The 16971-nt window shown below is 54.1% G+C and carries 20 protein-coding genes and 2 pseudogenes; 14 read left to right on the top strand and 8 right to left on the bottom strand.

The window, feature by feature from the left end; genetic code table 11:
* Positions 1-245 precede the first annotated feature (245 nt).
* From ACERJA_RS13620 to ACERJA_RS13640, 5 genes are all read left to right on the top strand, one after another.
* A complete protein-coding gene (locus ACERJA_RS13620; RefSeq protein ID WP_373608808.1) occupies positions 246-968 on the top strand; it encodes a hypothetical protein in 723 nt (240 codons plus the stop codon).
* Positions 969-993: 25 nt separating this feature from the next.
* Positions 994-1287 carry a hypothetical protein gene (locus tag ACERJA_RS13625; RefSeq protein WP_373608809.1) on the top strand — a complete coding sequence of 98 codons (294 nt, stop codon included), beginning with the start codon at positions 994-996 and terminating at the stop codon, positions 1285-1287.
* A 164-nt stretch (positions 1288-1451) separates the two neighbouring features.
* Complete coding sequence (locus tag ACERJA_RS13630) at positions 1452-1892, top strand: hypothetical protein (RefSeq protein ID WP_373608810.1); 441 nt, start codon at positions 1452-1454, stop codon at positions 1890-1892.
* 84 nt (positions 1893-1976) lie between these two features.
* Entirely contained in the window at positions 1977-2477 is a 501-nt protein-coding gene (locus ACERJA_RS13635) for a hypothetical protein (protein WP_373608811.1), read from the top strand.
* A gap of 6 nt (positions 2478-2483) precedes the next feature.
* Positions 2484-2849 carry a hypothetical protein gene (locus tag ACERJA_RS13640; protein WP_373608812.1) on the top strand — a complete coding sequence of 122 codons (366 nt, stop codon included), beginning with the start codon at positions 2484-2486 and terminating at the stop codon, positions 2847-2849.
* A 664-nt stretch (positions 2850-3513) separates the two neighbouring features.
* Here ACERJA_RS13640 and ACERJA_RS13645 read toward each other — a convergent pair.
* On the bottom strand, positions 3514-3804 hold the full coding sequence (locus ACERJA_RS13645; protein ID WP_373608813.1) for an ArsR family transcriptional regulator: 291 nt from the start codon (positions 3802-3804) through the stop codon (positions 3514-3516).
* 229 nt (positions 3805-4033) lie between these two features.
* Here ACERJA_RS13645 and ACERJA_RS13650 point away from each other — a divergent pair, with 229 nt between their 5' ends.
* Positions 4034-4552, top strand: coding sequence for a DedA family protein (locus ACERJA_RS13650; protein ID WP_373608814.1), 519 nt, complete (start codon positions 4034-4036; stop codon positions 4550-4552).
* A gap of 124 nt (positions 4553-4676) precedes the next feature.
* The gene (locus tag ACERJA_RS13655; protein ID WP_373608815.1) at positions 4677-4901 is read left to right on the top strand and encodes a hypothetical protein; all 225 of its coding nucleotides are present in this window, start codon (positions 4677-4679) and stop codon (positions 4899-4901) included.
* A 52-nt stretch (positions 4902-4953) separates the two neighbouring features.
* On the opposite strand, the gene ACERJA_RS13660 is transcribed toward ACERJA_RS13655, so the two are convergent.
* The 3 genes from ACERJA_RS13660 to ACERJA_RS13670 all read right to left on the bottom strand — a co-directional run bounded on the left by ACERJA_RS13660 (position 4954) and on the right by ACERJA_RS13670 (position 8839).
* Entirely contained in the window at positions 4954-5925 is a 972-nt protein-coding gene (locus tag ACERJA_RS13660; protein WP_373608816.1) for a hypothetical protein, read from the bottom strand.
* A 1225-nt stretch (positions 5926-7150) separates the two neighbouring features.
* The gene (locus ACERJA_RS13665) at positions 7151-7843 is read right to left on the bottom strand and encodes a hypothetical protein (RefSeq protein ID WP_373608817.1); all 693 of its coding nucleotides are present in this window, start codon (positions 7841-7843) and stop codon (positions 7151-7153) included.
* A gap of 81 nt (positions 7844-7924) precedes the next feature.
* Positions 7925-8839, bottom strand: a complete 915-nt coding sequence (locus ACERJA_RS13670) for a DUF6159 family protein (RefSeq protein ID WP_373608818.1) — start codon at positions 8837-8839, stop codon at positions 7925-7927.
* 79 nt (positions 8840-8918) lie between these two features.
* On the opposite strand from ACERJA_RS13670, the pseudogene ACERJA_RS13675 reads away from it, so the two are divergent.
* Positions 8919-9287, top strand: a pseudogene (locus ACERJA_RS13675) (RNA-splicing ligase RtcB); the annotation flags it as partial.
* A 4-nt stretch (positions 9288-9291) separates the two neighbouring features.
* On the opposite strand, the gene ACERJA_RS13680 reads toward ACERJA_RS13675, so the two are convergent.
* The 4 genes from ACERJA_RS13680 to fer all read right to left on the bottom strand — a co-directional run bounded on the left by ACERJA_RS13680 (position 9292) and on the right by fer (position 11785).
* Positions 9292-9675 (bottom strand): hypothetical protein, encoded by a 384-nt coding sequence (locus tag ACERJA_RS13680; protein WP_373608819.1) that lies wholly within the window; start codon positions 9673-9675, stop codon positions 9292-9294.
* A gap of 159 nt (positions 9676-9834) precedes the next feature.
* Positions 9835-10179 (bottom strand): hypothetical protein, encoded by a 345-nt coding sequence (locus ACERJA_RS13685; protein ID WP_373608820.1) that lies wholly within the window; start codon positions 10177-10179, stop codon positions 9835-9837.
* 6 nt (positions 10180-10185) lie between these two features.
* Positions 10186-10497 (bottom strand): IS200/IS605 family accessory protein TnpB-related protein, encoded by a 312-nt coding sequence (locus tag ACERJA_RS13690; protein ID WP_373608821.1) that lies wholly within the window; start codon positions 10495-10497, stop codon positions 10186-10188.
* 115 nt (positions 10498-10612) lie between these two features.
* Positions 10613-11785, bottom strand: a complete 1173-nt coding sequence (gene fer, locus ACERJA_RS13695; protein ID WP_373608822.1) for a ferredoxin Fer — start codon at positions 11783-11785, stop codon at positions 10613-10615.
* A 420-nt stretch (positions 11786-12205) separates the two neighbouring features.
* Here fer and ACERJA_RS13700 point away from each other — a divergent pair, with 420 nt between their 5' ends.
* From ACERJA_RS13700 to ACERJA_RS13725, 6 genes and pseudogenes are all read left to right on the top strand, one after another.
* Positions 12206-12670 carry a hypothetical protein gene (locus ACERJA_RS13700; protein ID WP_373608823.1) on the top strand — a complete coding sequence of 155 codons (465 nt, stop codon included), beginning with the start codon at positions 12206-12208 and terminating at the stop codon, positions 12668-12670.
* 408 nt (positions 12671-13078) lie between these two features.
* Positions 13079-13717, top strand: a complete 639-nt coding sequence (locus ACERJA_RS13705) for a hypothetical protein (protein ID WP_373608824.1) — start codon at positions 13079-13081, stop codon at positions 13715-13717.
* A gap of 209 nt (positions 13718-13926) precedes the next feature.
* Positions 13927-14373, top strand: a complete 447-nt coding sequence (locus ACERJA_RS13710) for a pyridoxamine 5'-phosphate oxidase family protein (RefSeq protein WP_373608825.1) — start codon at positions 13927-13929, stop codon at positions 14371-14373.
* 435 nt (positions 14374-14808) lie between these two features.
* The gene (locus ACERJA_RS13715; RefSeq protein ID WP_373608826.1) at positions 14809-15258 is read left to right on the top strand and encodes an SRPBCC family protein; all 450 of its coding nucleotides are present in this window, start codon (positions 14809-14811) and stop codon (positions 15256-15258) included.
* Positions 15258-15713: pseudogene (locus ACERJA_RS13720) on the top strand (ImmA/IrrE family metallo-endopeptidase); the annotation flags it as partial. The gene ACERJA_RS13715 and the pseudogene ACERJA_RS13720, both read left to right, overlap by 1 nt.
* A 75-nt stretch (positions 15714-15788) precedes the next feature.
* Positions 15789-16322 (top strand): hypothetical protein, encoded by a 534-nt coding sequence (locus ACERJA_RS13725; RefSeq protein WP_373608827.1) that lies wholly within the window; start codon positions 15789-15791, stop codon positions 16320-16322.
* The last annotated feature ends 649 nt before the right edge of the window (positions 16323-16971 follow it).

The following is a 16971-nucleotide window of genomic DNA, read 5'->3' on the forward strand; positions in this document are numbered from 1 at the left end:
CTCGGTTGTCTCTGTTATGGAGTGGATATATTCACATAAATATACCACCAAAAGTGTTTGTATTACAAGGGGAAATACAAGTATTGCAGAATAACATGAGTGATGATATTGACGGATCGAAAGAATACGTAGACGAGTGTACTGAAAGCCGCGACACCAGCGGAGACAACGGACCGCCTTCTGACACTCGAGAGCAGTTCGCGTCCAATCGACGATCGATCCTGAAAAGTACCGGTATGCTGGGAGTGAGTAGCGTCGTTTTCGGCGGCACCGGGGCCGCAGTGACGGACACTGCCGAGACTGAACAGGCGGACGATATCGTTCTCACGAAACGGCCCGAGTTCCGTGCGGTAACTCGGCAGTTGCGACGGGAGGGGTATGCAAACCGGATCGAAAACGAGCCCGCCGGCTCGCTGGATATCGAGGAGGGAAGACTTCACCGCGTATCGGCGCGGTCTACCGCCGACGATCGCAACCTCGATCTCCGTGTGCTGGAAAGCGGCGATCGCTGGACCGTCACTGCGGCGGTGTTCGACGATGGCTTCAGTCCGGAGGCGATGGTCCTTAGCAATACGGCCGTCGAATCTGTGCTCGAGGAGGGGGCACTCTACTGGACCGCGTCACTCGATGCTGACCCGTCGAGGGTCGAACTCTCGGCAGAGGTGTTTCCGGACGACTATCCGAGAAATAGTCCGCCAAGTATTCCTGGCTACCGTCACGTCGCGACGGTTAATTCGGCGGACATCTGTATTTTCGCCGGAGCAACGTGTTTCGCGCTATTTCTGATCCCCGGAACCCAACTCGGTGGCGTCGTCTGTGGTGGTGTCGTCGGCGGCGGCTGTACATTGAAAAGCGCGATCGAACGATACACGTCGTGTCAAGGGTTTTACGACGTCCGGTTCTACCAACCGCGATGGTGGAACCCGCTCCGACAGCCGATTGCGCTTCCCGATTTGAGCACGTGCTAAATACGGGTTTCACCCACATTACCACATGAACATGGAACTATTGCTCCTAGTTGTGATCGTCATCGGCACAGCCGCTATTCTCATTACCGGTATTCGACAGGAAACCACTGTCCGATCGGTTTCGATGCTTCTGGCGATGTCCGGACTGCTCGCGTTCTTGTTCAGCGAATATCTCAGACGAACGACGGCCGCCGAGTCGTGGATCGACGTGGTGCTCCCGGTTGCGCTGTTGCTCATCATCGCGTCGGCGTTCCTCTGGTTTCTCGACCCCGATCTATCGGCTCTCGGGTTATACAACGACGACGAAACGAGAAAGTGAGCCGACCGGTGGTCGACGTCCGGTCCGAGCCGGCCACGTTTTTCGAGGCAGGCGAGAGACGTTCGGTCATCAGCGTTCGAGGACAGCTCCTCTGACGACCGCGTTATCCGATTTTAGATGGTCCGACGACCCCCCCACTCACTAAGAATGAACTTGTGGGCACGTTGGAGGAAGTCCTCAAGGAGTACGGCGTGATTAGCCGTGAGGAGGCTCAAGCCCTTATCAACAAGCGCATGGACGAACTACACAAGGCCGATGAGGCCCGCGTGGCCGACAACTCGGAGAAGTTTGGAGACGACTCCCGCCTCACTTCCCAAGACCTCCAACAAATCCTCCCCGACGACATTTGGGAGACCGTCCGCCAGTATTTGGCTACCGAAGGAGAGGACGTAGAGGCCTCTGAGGACATGGATGTGGAGCCTGAGGGAGACGTAGAGAAAGCGGTCTATGGTGCTATTGGTACCAGCGAGAAGCTGTTATTCACGGCGAAGGCATTCACGTTGATTCGATGCTACCAACCAGTCGAGCGGCTTGACGACCACTATCAATATTACTACCGATCCAGATCGCTCTACTCTCTTGAGAGATGCGTGCTCCAACAGTAATTTTGTGCGCCGGTGATGGGTGCCGGCGCACTGAGCAGAAACAGACGAACACTGACCAAGGCGTCGGCGAACTAAGGTGAGAAAATGCATATGATCATCTACGCACTGGTAGAGGCATCGACAGCAGAAGAGGCACTGTCAACCGGGAAGACAGTGTTCGATCGACTGGTTGGTGCAGAGCCGGATTCTTGTGCAGTGTTCGACTACTACGTCACCTTCGACGAAGAGGATACGACAGTGGCTGGAAAAGCACGGTGGGGTGACCTGCCGACGGCTGCGCCCATCACATCAGAGGAAGGCGAAGACCTCCTCGAGCGGGCCTGGGAGACCACCAAGAAAGAGTTCCAGCGCAATCTGAACCGAGTGAAGCAAGCACTCGAGGAACGCAGCGACGACGAAATCATGCGCGATGCGGGCCTTACCCGTCATGCCTTTAAACAGGTCGGTGCCTCCCGTGGTCCGTCGATCTGCTTGTACGATCAACATGCGACTGGCATTCGTCACCGTGGACACCTCGATCGACTCCTCGAGGAAAAGGGTGAGAACAAGACGTGCTGGATCGTGCCGGCAGACGTCCATTTCTGAGTAATCATGCCACGAATACCCAACTGGACGCGAGAGAGTCGAACACCCACGCTAGCATATCGAAACATCGAGACTGGAGCTCGAGCCGTTCTGCATCGTACCCCGGACTCCTACGCATACAAGTGGCGGGCAGCGATCCTCGTCGACGGCTATCCCATCTGGTCTCGAGGCTTCGAGACCAAAGACGCGACCAGCTTTCGGGATGTACTTCGGGACCGACCAGCCCCTGAACTCTCGTGTCCAGAGTGTTCAAACGACGATGTCATCGTCGGCCAGAAAGTTGCCACTGGTGCGAAGGTTAAGCGATGGTTCAACTGTCCTGACTGTGGCTACGAAGCGCCCTCGCAGATCGTCTACGGCGCAGAACGCTAGCAGAACAGATAGGGAATAGCAACGCAACTCACAGTTTCATATCATTTCTCTCGAGGAGTTGAGATATTGGAACTGATGAATACAAAGCGCGAATGCAGCACGAGCTGAAGCTCGATTTCAAAGAGTAGTGGTCGGTCAGTACAGGTAACATAGTGTCCACTGATGATCAGATATATTATCCGTCGGATATTACTTCATTACATCAATGACGGCTCAGTTCTCGTCGTACGGTTCGCTTCCGTCACGTCTCTTATTCATCGTAGCTGGGGCCGCTACAGGGTTGGTTATGTCCGTAGCGGGTATTGGCGGTCTTTGGGCTATCCCCGGTGCTATCGTCGGTCTGGTAGTGTTTGGTGAACTCTACTCATTTCTCACGGAGCGTCGTTCTCGTGAACAGTAGGCAGTTTTCAGTGAGCAGCTGATTCAGCACTGATCGATTGGAAGCAACGAACCACCTGTGCTGCATACACGCTCTAAGTCTTGCATGTCAATTTCAACACATTCGTGATCTTTCACACAGGGACGTATGAGAATCGACGCTAATTTCCATGAAAAAGAGAGGTGTTCGCACAGAACGGAGTTTACATCTGGAATATCTAATTCGATTAGTGAACACTCAAAAGAAAATAATCCTCTACTACCAGTCTCGAGGTGAAAACACACCTCAACCAGTAGATCTCGTATCGTCTTCGATCAACTGTTCGAAATCGACCACCTCATCGTACGCGTCTCTGTGAGCGAGTGCCGCTTCCCCCTTTGATGTAATTTCGTAGAGCCCGGACTGTTCCTTGGGTCCGATTTTGCGTACGAGACCGTAGTCTGCAAGCATCGGCAGCCGAGTGTTGATGTTCTTCCTACTCTTCTCCGTGTTCGCCTTAAGATTCGTCGCAACGTTTCGGCCCGTTTCCTCGAGTGCCTCGAGAATCAAGAAGTCTGTTGGTTGTCGGAGTTTCATTATGGCCGTCCACTGTCAATTAGGTGTAGATACTATTGTGAAATCATATTAATAACATGATTTACTGACAGTGATCAATGCCGTTGTTTTCTCGACTGACATAGCCTTCAAAAGACTTTTTGATTCCAAATCTGCGTGAAATATACAGCTACTACACATGCGAACTGAACGATTGATACATAGATAGTAAAAGACAATACGTTTGATTTCATACAATCACTTACAACGCGTGTCCGTAACTGAACAGTTAATTGAAGAAACTTTTTCGCTTTTATTGATTTTCGATGAGCCAGCGTTATTTCTCCTATTCCTCTTAAAAGGGGCAATAATTGGAAAAGTATTCCCAACATCTCTTTTTTTGCCAGGCTATCTTCTTGCTATCAAAGCGTCCTCAGAACAGGTTGTTATCGGTATTACCGTTGCTTCATTTGGATATGTTACGGGTCAGTTACTAATCTACTGGATATCAAGCAATTATGGAATTAGCGCCGTTGACTCTCTTCCTGCTGTCTCTGTTTCAAATGAGCAGGTAATACGGGCTGAAAACCTGTTTCAACGGTATAGCGGTATAGGGATCTTCGTTACGAATCTCGTTCCGTTTGTCGGGTCCTTCATCATGATTCCTGCCGGAATGACCTCATATTCAATTTTTCAGACGATTTTGTACGCGCTCTCATCAACAGTTCTGAATTATGTACTTATCGTTTTGATAGCTTTTGAGTCACTCGAATTTGTTGGTCTATTATGATTTTTACATTTGATTCACCTCATATCTGTACTTGCCGCAGAGAGTGACGTCTTCTCACTCACGACGGATCTCGAGAGCACCGGTACAGTTTGTTGTGCCTCAACAGGAGCAGAGGCACCATCCAATGAGTAACACTCCAGAGCAATCCAACGACTCGAGCGAGCTCTCACCAGCGCAGCGCCTTGAGCCACCGAATCCGCGACTCATCGACGCCAGTATCGAGACGATATACGATATGGATACGTTGCGGGCCTGCGTTGCCTACGAAAATCAGCACCAACAACGCGTCCCGATTCTCCGCCAACTCGAGGAGAGAGCCATCGAACTCCGCACACAGGACGATGACTGACCTGGCACGCTCGCTGACAAATTGCAGGACTCCAAGAGGGATTCAATGGTCGTCATTGTATCTCCGTCCCCGCACGGAAGCTTGTGAGGTCGTCAATACGGTCTTCGAGTGCTTCTATTTCCTGTTGCAGTTCCTCGGCTTCTGTTTCCTCACTGGCAGCAAGTCGATCCTTCAATCCTTGGAGGCGTGACTCCTTCACGTCATCGTCGACATCTGCCTTACGAACGTATTCGCTCTCATCGATCTCGTAGACATCGGACTCGGTGAGCGTCGTCACCTCGAGTGCTTCGTCGACTTTCTGCCGGTCAACGCTCATGACGCGTTCACGGTCGATCCCTTCCGCCTCGAGCATCGAGAGGACGTCCTCATCATCTTTGAGCGAGCGGTTGCGGCGACTCGTGCGCTGGACCGAGCCATACTGACCGGCGACAGGCCGGTCGTGATGGAGCCGGGAGAGAAGCACATCGGCGACCTCCTGTCGAAAGTCGTTAGCGTCACGCTGGACATCCGACAGCAGCGTATAGAGATTGACGAGCGTGGCCGTCTCCAACTCAGGCAGGTCAGTTACGTCGTGGCGCTCGAGTGCATCGATCAGCAGCAAACCATCCGAGTAGACATCGAGTCCCTCTGGTTCGGTGCGGTCGTCATCGGTGTCTGGTTCGTGTGCTGTGTCGGCCAGTTGGGTCGTCGTCGGCCCGTCTGTCGCGGCGATCACACCCGCGTCTTCGTCAATCTCGAACCGAGGATGGACACTCCACACCGCTGGATACGGGTCGGCATCTGGCGGGAGCCGGTCGAGATTGAACCCATCGTGGGCGGTCTGTATCTGATGGTAGAGTGTCTCGAACTGCTCACGTTGGAGCGGACGCTTCTCGTTGGACTCGTCAAACTGGATGATAACGCGGTGTTCCTGGACATCTGTGATATGGATGCGAGAGTGCGACAACGGTGTGATCAGTGTCGCGTCCGCCGGCAGCTCATCCAGATGCTCGAGAAGCGTGTGCCAACTGACGCTGAATGGCATACACGGAAGTTACGCGCCATCCCGACTAAACCTTGTTCTCGATGGACAGCAGAGAATTCCTCTATTGGTTTAATCCACTAACTTCGACGGTGAATGGGTCGGTAAGTAGATCTGCGAAAGGTAGTGACGAGTCAGTACTGGCTACGAGCTTATTATTAACTAAATGATAAACCAAGGAAATAAGTTCAGAAACATAAACACTCATTCAATGATAGAATGGCTTGGGGGAGAACAGAACGTTATCAGTATGCTTATTCCACTGATAGGTATTTGTATTCTCTTGGTCGTCTCAAAAATAACTGAGACCAATCGTGGTAGAAGATACTTCCTTTCGGCGTTTGTACTTTGGTTCAGTTTCCAAGTATTGGTTGGGCTTGAACAAGGAACACTTGTTTCATTTCCCCATCCAATTGGACTAATTAGTGCGATTTTGCTATTAATTGGGTTTATAGCCTTGATGTTCTACGCACTCTATGCCGTGTGGAAAGAACAAGATTCGTTTGCACACCTAGCGTAATATCTAAATTTTGATAAGGGCTTAACAGAGCCGTCGTGTTACATTTATCCTCTGTACTGACCGATCACCTCTTTACAGGCCGAGGCAGGCTTGATGCCACATTCGCGCCCTATATCCAGTAGCACATATAGGGAGAGTCGATTGTATCTTATTCAGGAGATGTCCAAAAGAGTTGATGAGACGATTTCCGATGAGCTTGGAGTCTCTCGAGAGTATCTTTCTCCAATCATCACGCACCTCTTCCTTGTTACATTGGTCTTTAGCTAAGCCCAGTAGTAATATTTAATCCTAAATTATGTACAGAAGTCATAGGGACGAGAAGAGTCATGGCTTGAACTCTGGTGTTGCCGATATCGATCGATACGTCTCCTCGAAAGCGCTATTTTCACCTCATAGCAGACTTGAGAGGGTTGAATCTGGACAGAAAACGATGCTGCTGAGTATTACTGCGGGTACTAACTAAAGACGGATGAGTCTCCGATTTGGCGATAGGAGGTTTCAATTCCCCAGCGGCGGCGTTCCGCCGCCGCGTACGCTCGGGCGGACCCAGGTGTAATCTCGAGGTTTGTAACGAACCACACGGATTCGTCCTCTTTTGAGCGATGAGGGACTGCAAAGACCGTTACGGGAACCGATGCGGTCGGTTCCCGCTTGCGCTGCATGAGATAGTCGTCGACGACCGTCTCAGCGTCGGCGCTGAGACGGCTTTCATCCCTTTACTCGGACGTGCACGGACGATATAGTCGACGTCGTGCTGCTCGAGTTCCGCAAGACGTGAACCTGGTAGAAACCTCTATCGAGGTAGACGTGTCTGATTGAGACGTACTCTTGTGCGGTTTCGAGAAGCGAGCGAACGGCTTCGCGCTTTTCGCGAAAGCCGTTCGCCTCCAGCGCCAGCACGTCGAGTGTAAATCGTGTTCCCGGTGTGACGATACAGATGGTCGCAAAACAGTACGTTCGATTGGTCCCCTGGTCGGGATAGGTAATCAGGACATAGTCAGTGTCTGCATCGCCGTAAAACCGCCACTCGTGGAGATCGATTGCAACATCGACACACTCGGGTAACAGCCGTCGTTTCCGGAGGATCTCGAAGAGGTCGTCGCTGACGCCATCGAACTGGCCGTCGATGGCGTCCGCCTCCATGTTCCGAAGGTGGTAGAGAAGCGACTTTGCGAGTCCGTTGCGAGCCGTCGACGTCACGTCGACGGGCTCGCCGTCATCGAGTTGGCACGTTTTCCCAGCTGTGTTGGCAAACTCCTGTTCGAAGGCGACACGAGAGAGGAGCTTCTCGAAGTCCTCTCTCGTATAGCTCCCACAGGATTTGATGCCAAAGTCGAGCGCTGGATACACGATGGTGGATGCGGCGCGACAGACCTGTTTTGCTTCGGTCGTTTCGACCATAGCAGCCCTACCAGCAACGGCACAAATTAGGTTCGGTGTCTACTGTTTAGGGCGGGGAGGATGTCAATGCTGGTCAACGGCTTAGTCGTCGACCGACGTACCTGGACGCCGATCCGAGATTGTCCCTGGTGTCGCCTTCTGTTCGGTTCGACCGCCGAGCGTCTCGAAATCGAAGTTATCGAATTGCTCGGGCGTGATCCCCTCCTCAGCGTACACGTACAGCGCAGTCTTCGCGATGCCCCAAATAGTTTGGCTGAGCAGATACGTGAACACCAACGCGAGAGCAACGAGGACGACAGCGAGTAGGATTCCTGGTCCAGGGAACACCGCAGCTACCGGGGCAGAGACGGCGATTGCTCCCAAGACGAAAACGATTCCGAGACCCACGACGATACCAGTGATCCCGAATCCGGCACCCAGCGTCTCGCCCCAAGTCTCCTTGAACGTCGTCCCACTCTTTTTGAACATTGACGTCGCTGTGACATCTTCAAAGACGAGGACAGGTACGATAAAGAAGGTCATGATCGACCAGCCGACGGCGAACAGTGATCGCATGATCGCAGCGACCGGATTGTCGGAGTCCTCGAGCATCCTGAAGACGATACTTACGGTCGCAGAGATCAGCGACCACACGATGATCGGCCCGAGTCGGTCGTTGATCGTATACATACTGTCGCGGATTCCAGGCTCGCGGCCGTGGAACGCCTCGTTGGCCGCATAGACCAGTGCGGCCGAGAAGTAGGTACTGAAAAACGTCGTGACGAAATAGAGTCCAAAGAGCACGACGTACTCGAGACCACCGCCGATGACGTCCGCAATCACCAGCGGGAGGAAAAAGAGTACGAGGAAGAAAACGCTGGAGATCCCCGCCAGCAGCGGAAACACCAACAGCTTCGGGTGGTCCCGGATCACGCCGGTGCTGTCTTTCGTCAGCGTCCAACCGGTCTTTATCCGGTCGAAGAAGCCGAATTTACCAGATTGAGAACTTGTTGCCATAGGTAGGAAACTCATCGAGACTACTTATTGATGACGGTGAAAGTTAGGTCTTCATGATTTTGTACACGGCGGAGACAATCTCGAGTTCGACCGTGAGACGGTGAGCGATCACGACCTCTACGAGTGGATCACTGGCGGGAAAGGCGAACTCCACCTCGACAAGGAGCGTCTCCGGGCGGGTTTCGGAGGCGATGACCTCGAGGAAGCGTTCGACGTGCTTTCGCGACCACAGGACGCGGTCGAAGAGCGCAACGAGGAACTCGACTGGCTCGAGGGCAGGGAAGCCCACGGCTACTACGTCGATATGTTCTTCGCTCAGCAGTACGCCCGATGGAACCGCGAGTTGATGAGCGAGGCCATCTGTGACGAACTGAACGTCCAACCGGCCGATTGGATCGAATCGATCCACAACTACATCGATTTTCGGGATTTGACGATTCGAAAGGGACAGTTCAGGTGTCTGTCTCCTCGAGAACCGATCTGACCGCTGTCTCCACCTCGTGGAATCCGTTCATATTGAGCGGATCAGTCGTCACGAACACCCCACGTTCGCCAGCGATGACCCGGGTGACGTATCCGTGCTCGAAAACTCGAATCGTGAACCCGTAATCGCCGAGTTCGGAGCCGCCGTAGGTCTGTTGGGAGGTGAACCCGAGTCGCTCGTTCGCGACGAACCGATCGAGGTCGGCGTCCTGTTTCAGATCGTCCCGGAGGTACAGCTGCTCATAGTCGTCGGCGGTGAAGTACGTGATACTGCGGAGTTCGTCGCCAATAGCGGTTCGACAAACGCTGACCAGTTCCGACGCGAGTTCTTCGATATTCTCGGGCATCGACATGCGTGGACGTACGACAAATAGGCATATATAAGCCGTCCCCCAAATCGGCCCCGGGCACGACAGAACTCCTACGGGGGCAGAAATTCGGCGGTTGCCGGGATCGTCCGCGTGAATTACCACGGGTCGGGTGACTCGTGGCTTCCTGTTTCAACGACGTTGTCAGACAGAGTCTGACAGCCTGTCGAGGTTCCCTCGACAAACGCGCTTTGCAGGCACGACACGGAACGACGAATCGTCGTTCACACTCGCACCCGTAGGGAGCGCGGTCTCCGCAGGCGCTCGAAAATCGTCTGCCGATTTTCGCAGCCCATCAGAATTGAAAGATTCTGAGGACGTTGATTTGGCCTTTCCCAGACCTACTACCGCATCCACATCGTACTCCACACCTAACTCCTCCAACCCGAGTTTCAAAACGTTGTACGAAGCGTTCTCATCCCGGTCAGCCTCGGATCCGCACGACGGACATGAAGGCTCACGAACCCAGAGTGGCTTATCGGATTCCACATCACATCAAGCACATCGCTTCGTCGTCCCCTCGGGAGGGACAGTCATGACGCGGCAACCGTTTTTGTCACCGTGGCGCTCGAACGTCTTGATGGCGTCACTCCACGCCATCGACGCGATGTTCCGCCCATTCGAGTCCTGTTCAAGCATCCCTCGAACGTTCAGTTTCTCCACGAACACCGCGTCGTACTGTGTCGTGTACGAACGAGCGAGTTTCTCGATGAAATCCTTGCGCTTGTTCGAGAGTACCACTTCCTTGAGACGAACTTCTTTGATGATTCCGTCTTCAGGAATGGGACGATGGTAGTCAACGTCCATCGTTCCGATTTTCGGAGTTCGAGTGTCGCGTGTTCGGTTCGGCCCGTGCTACTATCTGCGGATACCGCTCATATCTTCGAACACGATGCCCGGCCTCTTGTGTTGGACAGAGCGCCTATATGATCCGGTCTCGGAGCTGGTCGAGCTGCTTGGCGTTGTAGACCAGTTTCACCTCGTCGGTCGTCGGCGTAGCGATGCAGGTCAACCGCAGATTCATTTCGTCCACCTCCTCGTCAGAGAGGCTACGGTTGACCTCCATCTCAACCTCACCATCAACCAGTACCGCCGCACAGTTGATACAGCCACCACCTCGGCAGTAGAACGGCCAGTTGTAGCCTTCAGCCTCGGCCGCTTCGAGGATGTACTCTCCCTTTTCGACGGTCATCGTCCCGTAGGCCTCCGCCGACAGGTTGGCTTCAGCCGCCTTTTCAAAGAGGTCGTCGTCCTCGAGCGACCAGTCCTTGTCCTCCATGGCCTCGTGGTTGAGAAACTCGACGGTGGCGCCGACCGACTCCGGTTTCACGGAGACGACCGGAACCGGCGAGAACCGAACCGTGCGTTCGGTGACGCTCCCGAGCAGGTATCGCCTAAGGCCGCTGCGACCGTGCGTCCCCATCACGACGACATCGATCTCCGCTTCCGCTGTGTACCCGGCGATCGCCTCATGTGGCCGACCGCTCCGCGTGGCCGTGACGATGTCTACGCCGGCGGCTTCACCCTGATCGCGTACGTCGTCGATCGGCGACGACTCCGTTTCGCGTCCGCGCGAGGTGACGTGGAGTGCGTGGAGCGTCCCGCCGGCTTCAGTCACGAGGTCGATTGCGTGCTCCGTGGCGGCCTCGGCCCCCTCACTCCCGTCGGTCGGGACGAGGACGTTATCTATCTCGAAGTCGACCGCGGTGTCCTCGTGAACGGTCACGACAGGAATCGGTGACTCCTGAAGGGTCTGTTCGGCCACGCTGCCGATCAAGAACCGACTGATCCCCGTCCGGCCATGCGTCCCCATCACGATGGCGTTGATATCGTGCTCCTCGGCGTAGTCGAGAATCACCCGATGGATCGCCGTTTCCTCGTCGTCAATGATCTCAGTCTTCGGGGTGAGCCCGGCCTCGATCGCGGCCTCCTCGATATCTCCCACGGCACGTTCCGCTTGCTCTTTGTTGCTCGGCTCTCGAACGGAGACAACAGTCAGATCGGCGCCGAATAGTTCGGCCATTCGGACGGCAACAGTTCCGGCTCGCTCCGCCACTTCGCTTCCGTCCGTTGGGACGAGAATCTCGTTGTACATACACAGAACTACAGTCTCTGTACCACATCAAACCCACCCGTTTTTGCAGCCGAAAGATAGCCATCTACTTGTTTTTCCGTCAGCGTTGGCGTGGCACACTGCTTTTTGAATCAACGATAGCCGATCCAGGTTCGAGAGGGACGTGACTTCGTCGGGACAGGACGCGAACTCGATCGGGACTGACACGATGTTGTCTTCACCCGGGACGTATACGATAACGTCTGGACTGAACGTGCCCTCATTTCAGATACAAATTGGGAAGCCGGGCTCTGTTGAAACCCTTCAACAATGACAAGATATGCCTGCTGAATACACAGCGCGAATGTGGCACGTCATTTGACTCAATTTACGAAAAGTAGCGACCGGTCAATACAGGACAAGTAGTGGCCGTTTTAAGTTCAAAAGACACTCATATCGGTAATGGAAATAAACGGACAGATGGTCTCCCGCCGCACATACCTCACCTCGCTTGGCTTGGGATCGGCAATGGCAGTCTCTGGTTGTCTAAGCTACTTCTCATCAACGACACCGGTTGAATTTACAATCATTAACAACCGATATGAGGCTGAGAAAGTGGAATTGGAGGTGAGAAACGACAATGAGATGCTAATATTCGACCACACTCTTGAAGTGAATCCTGTTTCCCGAGGACGTGACGGTGAATCGTGGCGTCCAGAGCTAATTATTGCGGATACGTTCTACGTGAACGAGGAGTATCGGTTTTCTATTGAAGTTATTGATAGTGATTTTGGTAGGGAAATTAATTCAAAGACAGTTACAGCGGACTGCACCGCAGAAGACACAGAAGAGGAAGTTGGGGGTAGTTGGGGTGTTCGTCTACATTCTGGTGGCGGAGTAACAATATATGACAATGATATATGTTGACCGGGAAATTTCACGTGCAGCGGAGAGGCATTCAATACCTTCGTCTCGAAACAAACAACGTTGGCGTGCTAAACTCATCCTCTGTATTCAGCACAACCGTTGGAACTTATCATCAGTCAATGATTTCAACAGAGCCGGAAGCCGATTCGTTCGGCTCACCACGCAGTGAGTGCACGGAGACATCTCATTCTATCGACTTGATTCACAGACCAGCAAGGCGGATGCCACGGGGTCGTACGGAAATCGAAGATTTCCGTGATCAAGCGAATCTAAAAGGATTCGCCGACCTCGCGGGATCTTCGATCCCGCTTAGTGACGAGACGCTTCGCGTCTCGAACCACTTGACCCCGAGGCTGTTGACAAGTAGAACTATACTGGAGAGCAGCAAACATTATCGTTGTAACAGATATGTCGGTAAACACGAACAACGAACTCACTCACCATCTGGCGGTGGGCCTCGGTAGTGTTGTCTTCGCCGCGTTGCTGTGGGTAGCTGGGTATCACGTGCAGCGGGTTGTAGGAGCAGTTCCGTGGTTCCTTCTGATCCTCGTGCTGGTCATCGGGCCGACGGTGAGACTCTGGCCCGGAATCAGGCGCCGGTTCACCGGGAACTTTCCGGTGAACTGGCGGTCGGAACTGGGGATCTGGTTCGCTATCTGGAGTGTCGTTCACCTGCTTTTCGTGTTCCAGGCGAGAGACTGGGACGTCATCGGCTACCTGGCCGACATGAGCCCGTGGGCGTTCGGTTCGTTCGTAGCCGTGATCATCGCGGTTGCGCTCGCGGCCACCTCGAACAACAAAGCCTACGATTACATGGGCGGGAAGGCGTGGAAGTGGCATCAGACCGTCGGGACGTACGCAATCTTTTGGCTCCTCTCCGTCCACATCTACGACAGGGCCTACCTCCGACCTGAGTTTCCATCCGGAGACCCGATCCACTGGCTATACCTAATCACGCTCGTTCTCGTTGTCGTACTCCAGGTCGCCGCGTTCGTCAAGATCGTCACCGAATATCAGAAGACTGGCGAGTATCCACCGGACCTGTAGCCCTCGCTCAACACAGCCGCCTTGAGTCGATTTTGACCCCGCGTTCGAGCAGGCCGATCGTGTAGACACATGAGTGGAATCAAACCCGAACCGACGTTCAGTTACAGGTGATACACTGCATTGTCTGCTCATCCTCGGCGATGTCAACAGTCGTGACTTTATATCTCGTGTCAACACAAATTTATTACCCGGCTTGTGGGAACCGCCGTATGTCCAGCGGAGAATACGGCGTCGTGATGGACGACGAGGAGGTAGCGACGTTCCTCGAGGAACAGGGTATCGGGACGCTCTCGATGGGTGACGAACGCGGCGGCTACGGCATTCCGATGTCGTTCGGCTACGACCGGACCCGAGAGCGCTGTATCCTCCAACTCTCGTTCGGCGAGGACAGCGAGAAGGCAACCTACATCGGATCAGGAAACCAGGTCTCGCTCTCGACGTACGAGTGGAACGCTGTCGACGACTGGCGAAGCGTCGTCATCCGGGGAACGCTCCACGAGCTCTCATCGGTCGATGAGCCCTGGGCGCCGGGACTGTTCGCGGCCTACTCGAAGATCGCCTCGCGAGAGATCTTCCAGCAACCGCTCAAGGAACTCGAGTTCGAGTGGTACGAACTCCGGATCGACGACGTCTACGGACGAGCGACCAGCGACTGACCGTGTCTGTTGTGACTGTTTATACGCTGAGCAGGCGCAAAGCCTCGCCGTTCGCGGGCATGGCGTGAGCAAAGCTCTTGCTGTCGTCCGAAAGACGTCCGTCTTTTGGGATGACGAGACGGGTAACGTCTCGAGCCACAACCGAAACGTGTCGCTTTTTGAGGACGCGGAGACAACACGCGTACCGCTGAATCCTCACACCGTTGGAGACGTTCGGAACGTCCGCGCTCTCGACCGCCTACCGGAGTGCATGTCCGGCAAGGTTCTCGCACCGAGGTCGGCCATCCGATTCGAATGCAGACGAGATTCAACGACTACTGTTGAGGAGTGGTTTTTCCTTCGTCCCGTCGTGACCCCTACTGAGCGTGACCAAAGGGAACGTCCGATAATATATGGGGAGAATACAAATATGACTGAACCGCGTAGTCACCGGCAATGACCTCCGTCAGCGAGTCGATCCGGATCGATTCCCCAGTCGAAACGGTCTTTGAGTACCTCGACGATCCGTACAATCACGCCGAAGTCACCCCTAGCGTGACGAACGTCCAGAACGTCGAACGGCTCAACAACGGCGGCAAGCGGTTGGACTGCACATACACGATGGCGGGTGTCGGCTTGAACACGGAGCTCGAACAGACGGTTCATGAGCCGAACAGGCGGATGGTCTTTGATATGCACAGTGGCATCGACGGTAAACTGGAGCTTCGGTTTGCAGAGGTGAACGACGGCACTGAGGTGACATATACCGCCGAGTACGAGATCCCCGGCCGCGTTATGAGTAAGGTGGTCAAACCGTTCGCCGTCAAGTACAACGAACGGGAGCTCCGTACCGCCTTGGAGAACCTGAAACAGCGATTGGAACTCGAAGGTGAGAGCGAGGAGTAACCGAGGCGAACGGTAACGCCGGCGAATTGGTCCCAGCACTCCTCGAGGCAGCGTCCGCACTCGAGGTAGCTGTCGAGGTCGTGTCTCCTCGAAAATGGTCTCACGGCAGCGCCAAGGGCGTCTGTCAGTATCGCCTGGAGAAGCAGCCCCTTGTAGAAGTTCGTGATCGCGAAAACGAGGCTGATCTCGCCGTCACACTCGTTCACGAGTACGCGCACGCACTGCTGCACGGTGGCATCGATACCGAAGACGAACGGTCGAAACGCGAACTCGAGGCCGAAGCCATTGCCTACATCGTTGGTCGGTATTTCGGGCTGGACACGAGTGGGTCGGCGTTTTACCTCGCTGCGTGGGAGAGGGATGAGCCGGAGGCGATCCTCGATCGACTTGGGCGAATTAGTTCGACCGCCCAAGGGATCGTCGACGTCGCTGAGGAGATAGCCGAAACAACCTGATGAGAACCCGGATATTGAGATCATATATCTGTGCTTTAGAAAAGATATATTGGCAGTGTCCTCGAAGAAGGAATTATGACAAAACGACCAGACCCACCAAACGATCCGTCAAGACAGTGGGATTCGGATCGAACGACGTTCCAGCGTGTCTACGACATTCTCGTCGGCACTACCGATCCTGTTTCTGCACAACAGTTCGCAGAGTGGGCTCGCTGTTCTGAGACCGGTGCTCGTCAGGCACTCGAGCAACTTGTTGAGATGGGGATTGCAGAACGAACGGGAAACCGCCCCGCTCAGTATCAACGTAATCCATCGTACTTTCAGTGGAAGCGTGTCGAAACGCTTGCACGCGAGCACAGTGCAGGTGAGCTTCGCTCACGTTTGTCAGAACTCATTGACGCAGACCAGAACCTTCAGGAAACGTATGGGGTCCCAGATCCGGATGCTGTCGTCATCTCTGATGATCCTACCGAAGGTCACGAAGCGCTTCATGACCGATGGGACGACCTCACAAAATGGCGGACGATTCGTCAAGATATTATAATCTTGAAACGCGCCGTTCAGCGGGCCGAGTCGTCAAATAATGGTCGAGCCCAATCAAATACGTGACGGGGCGAGACGAAACGCCAAGCGGTCCCCTTGATGTTCCGACGCTTAAAGTACTCGCACAGCGTGCGGCAACGCATCCACTTGTTTCAACGTGGGAGTTCCGGCCTGATGCAATTTCTCCGCGTGTTCTCGAGCTACAGTTGGACAGAACACAGTATCCCTCGGAAGTGCGTGAGATTCGGATCGACATCCGGTGGTTTGTCGGAGGCGACTACACGGTTCACTATCTCGAGAGTCATGAAGATGAGACCTGGCAATGTCGATGGGATCGACACCCAAAACCAGAGGCACCTCGAGAGCATTTCCATCCGCCACCAGACGCGTCCGCAAATGCAGAGCAGTCCTCACTCAAGAGTGAACATCATTTGGATGTCCTCTTCGCCATGCTGGAGTGGATCGAAGATCGTGTCCAGACGTTACATGCCTAAGTGAACTATCCCGCCCTACTCGCTCCCTCCGGTCGCTCCTTGAGGACGGGGGCTTGTCACCCTCACCGACACCGATAAATGAATATTAACGAGTCAAGAAAAAAGATTTCACTGTCGGTGTCCGTCCGACTCACTCCTCAACAATCGGGGAAAGTGCATCCAGAATGATAGCTGCCTCTAAACGAAAACAGCGCGAGTTCCCCGCCCCACCGTGGGCGGGG

Origin of the sequence: Natronorubrum sp. A-ect3 (assembly GCF_041821125.1) — an archaeon.
GTDB classification, from domain to species: Archaea; Halobacteriota; Halobacteria; order Halobacteriales; family Natrialbaceae; genus Natronorubrum; species Natronorubrum bangense.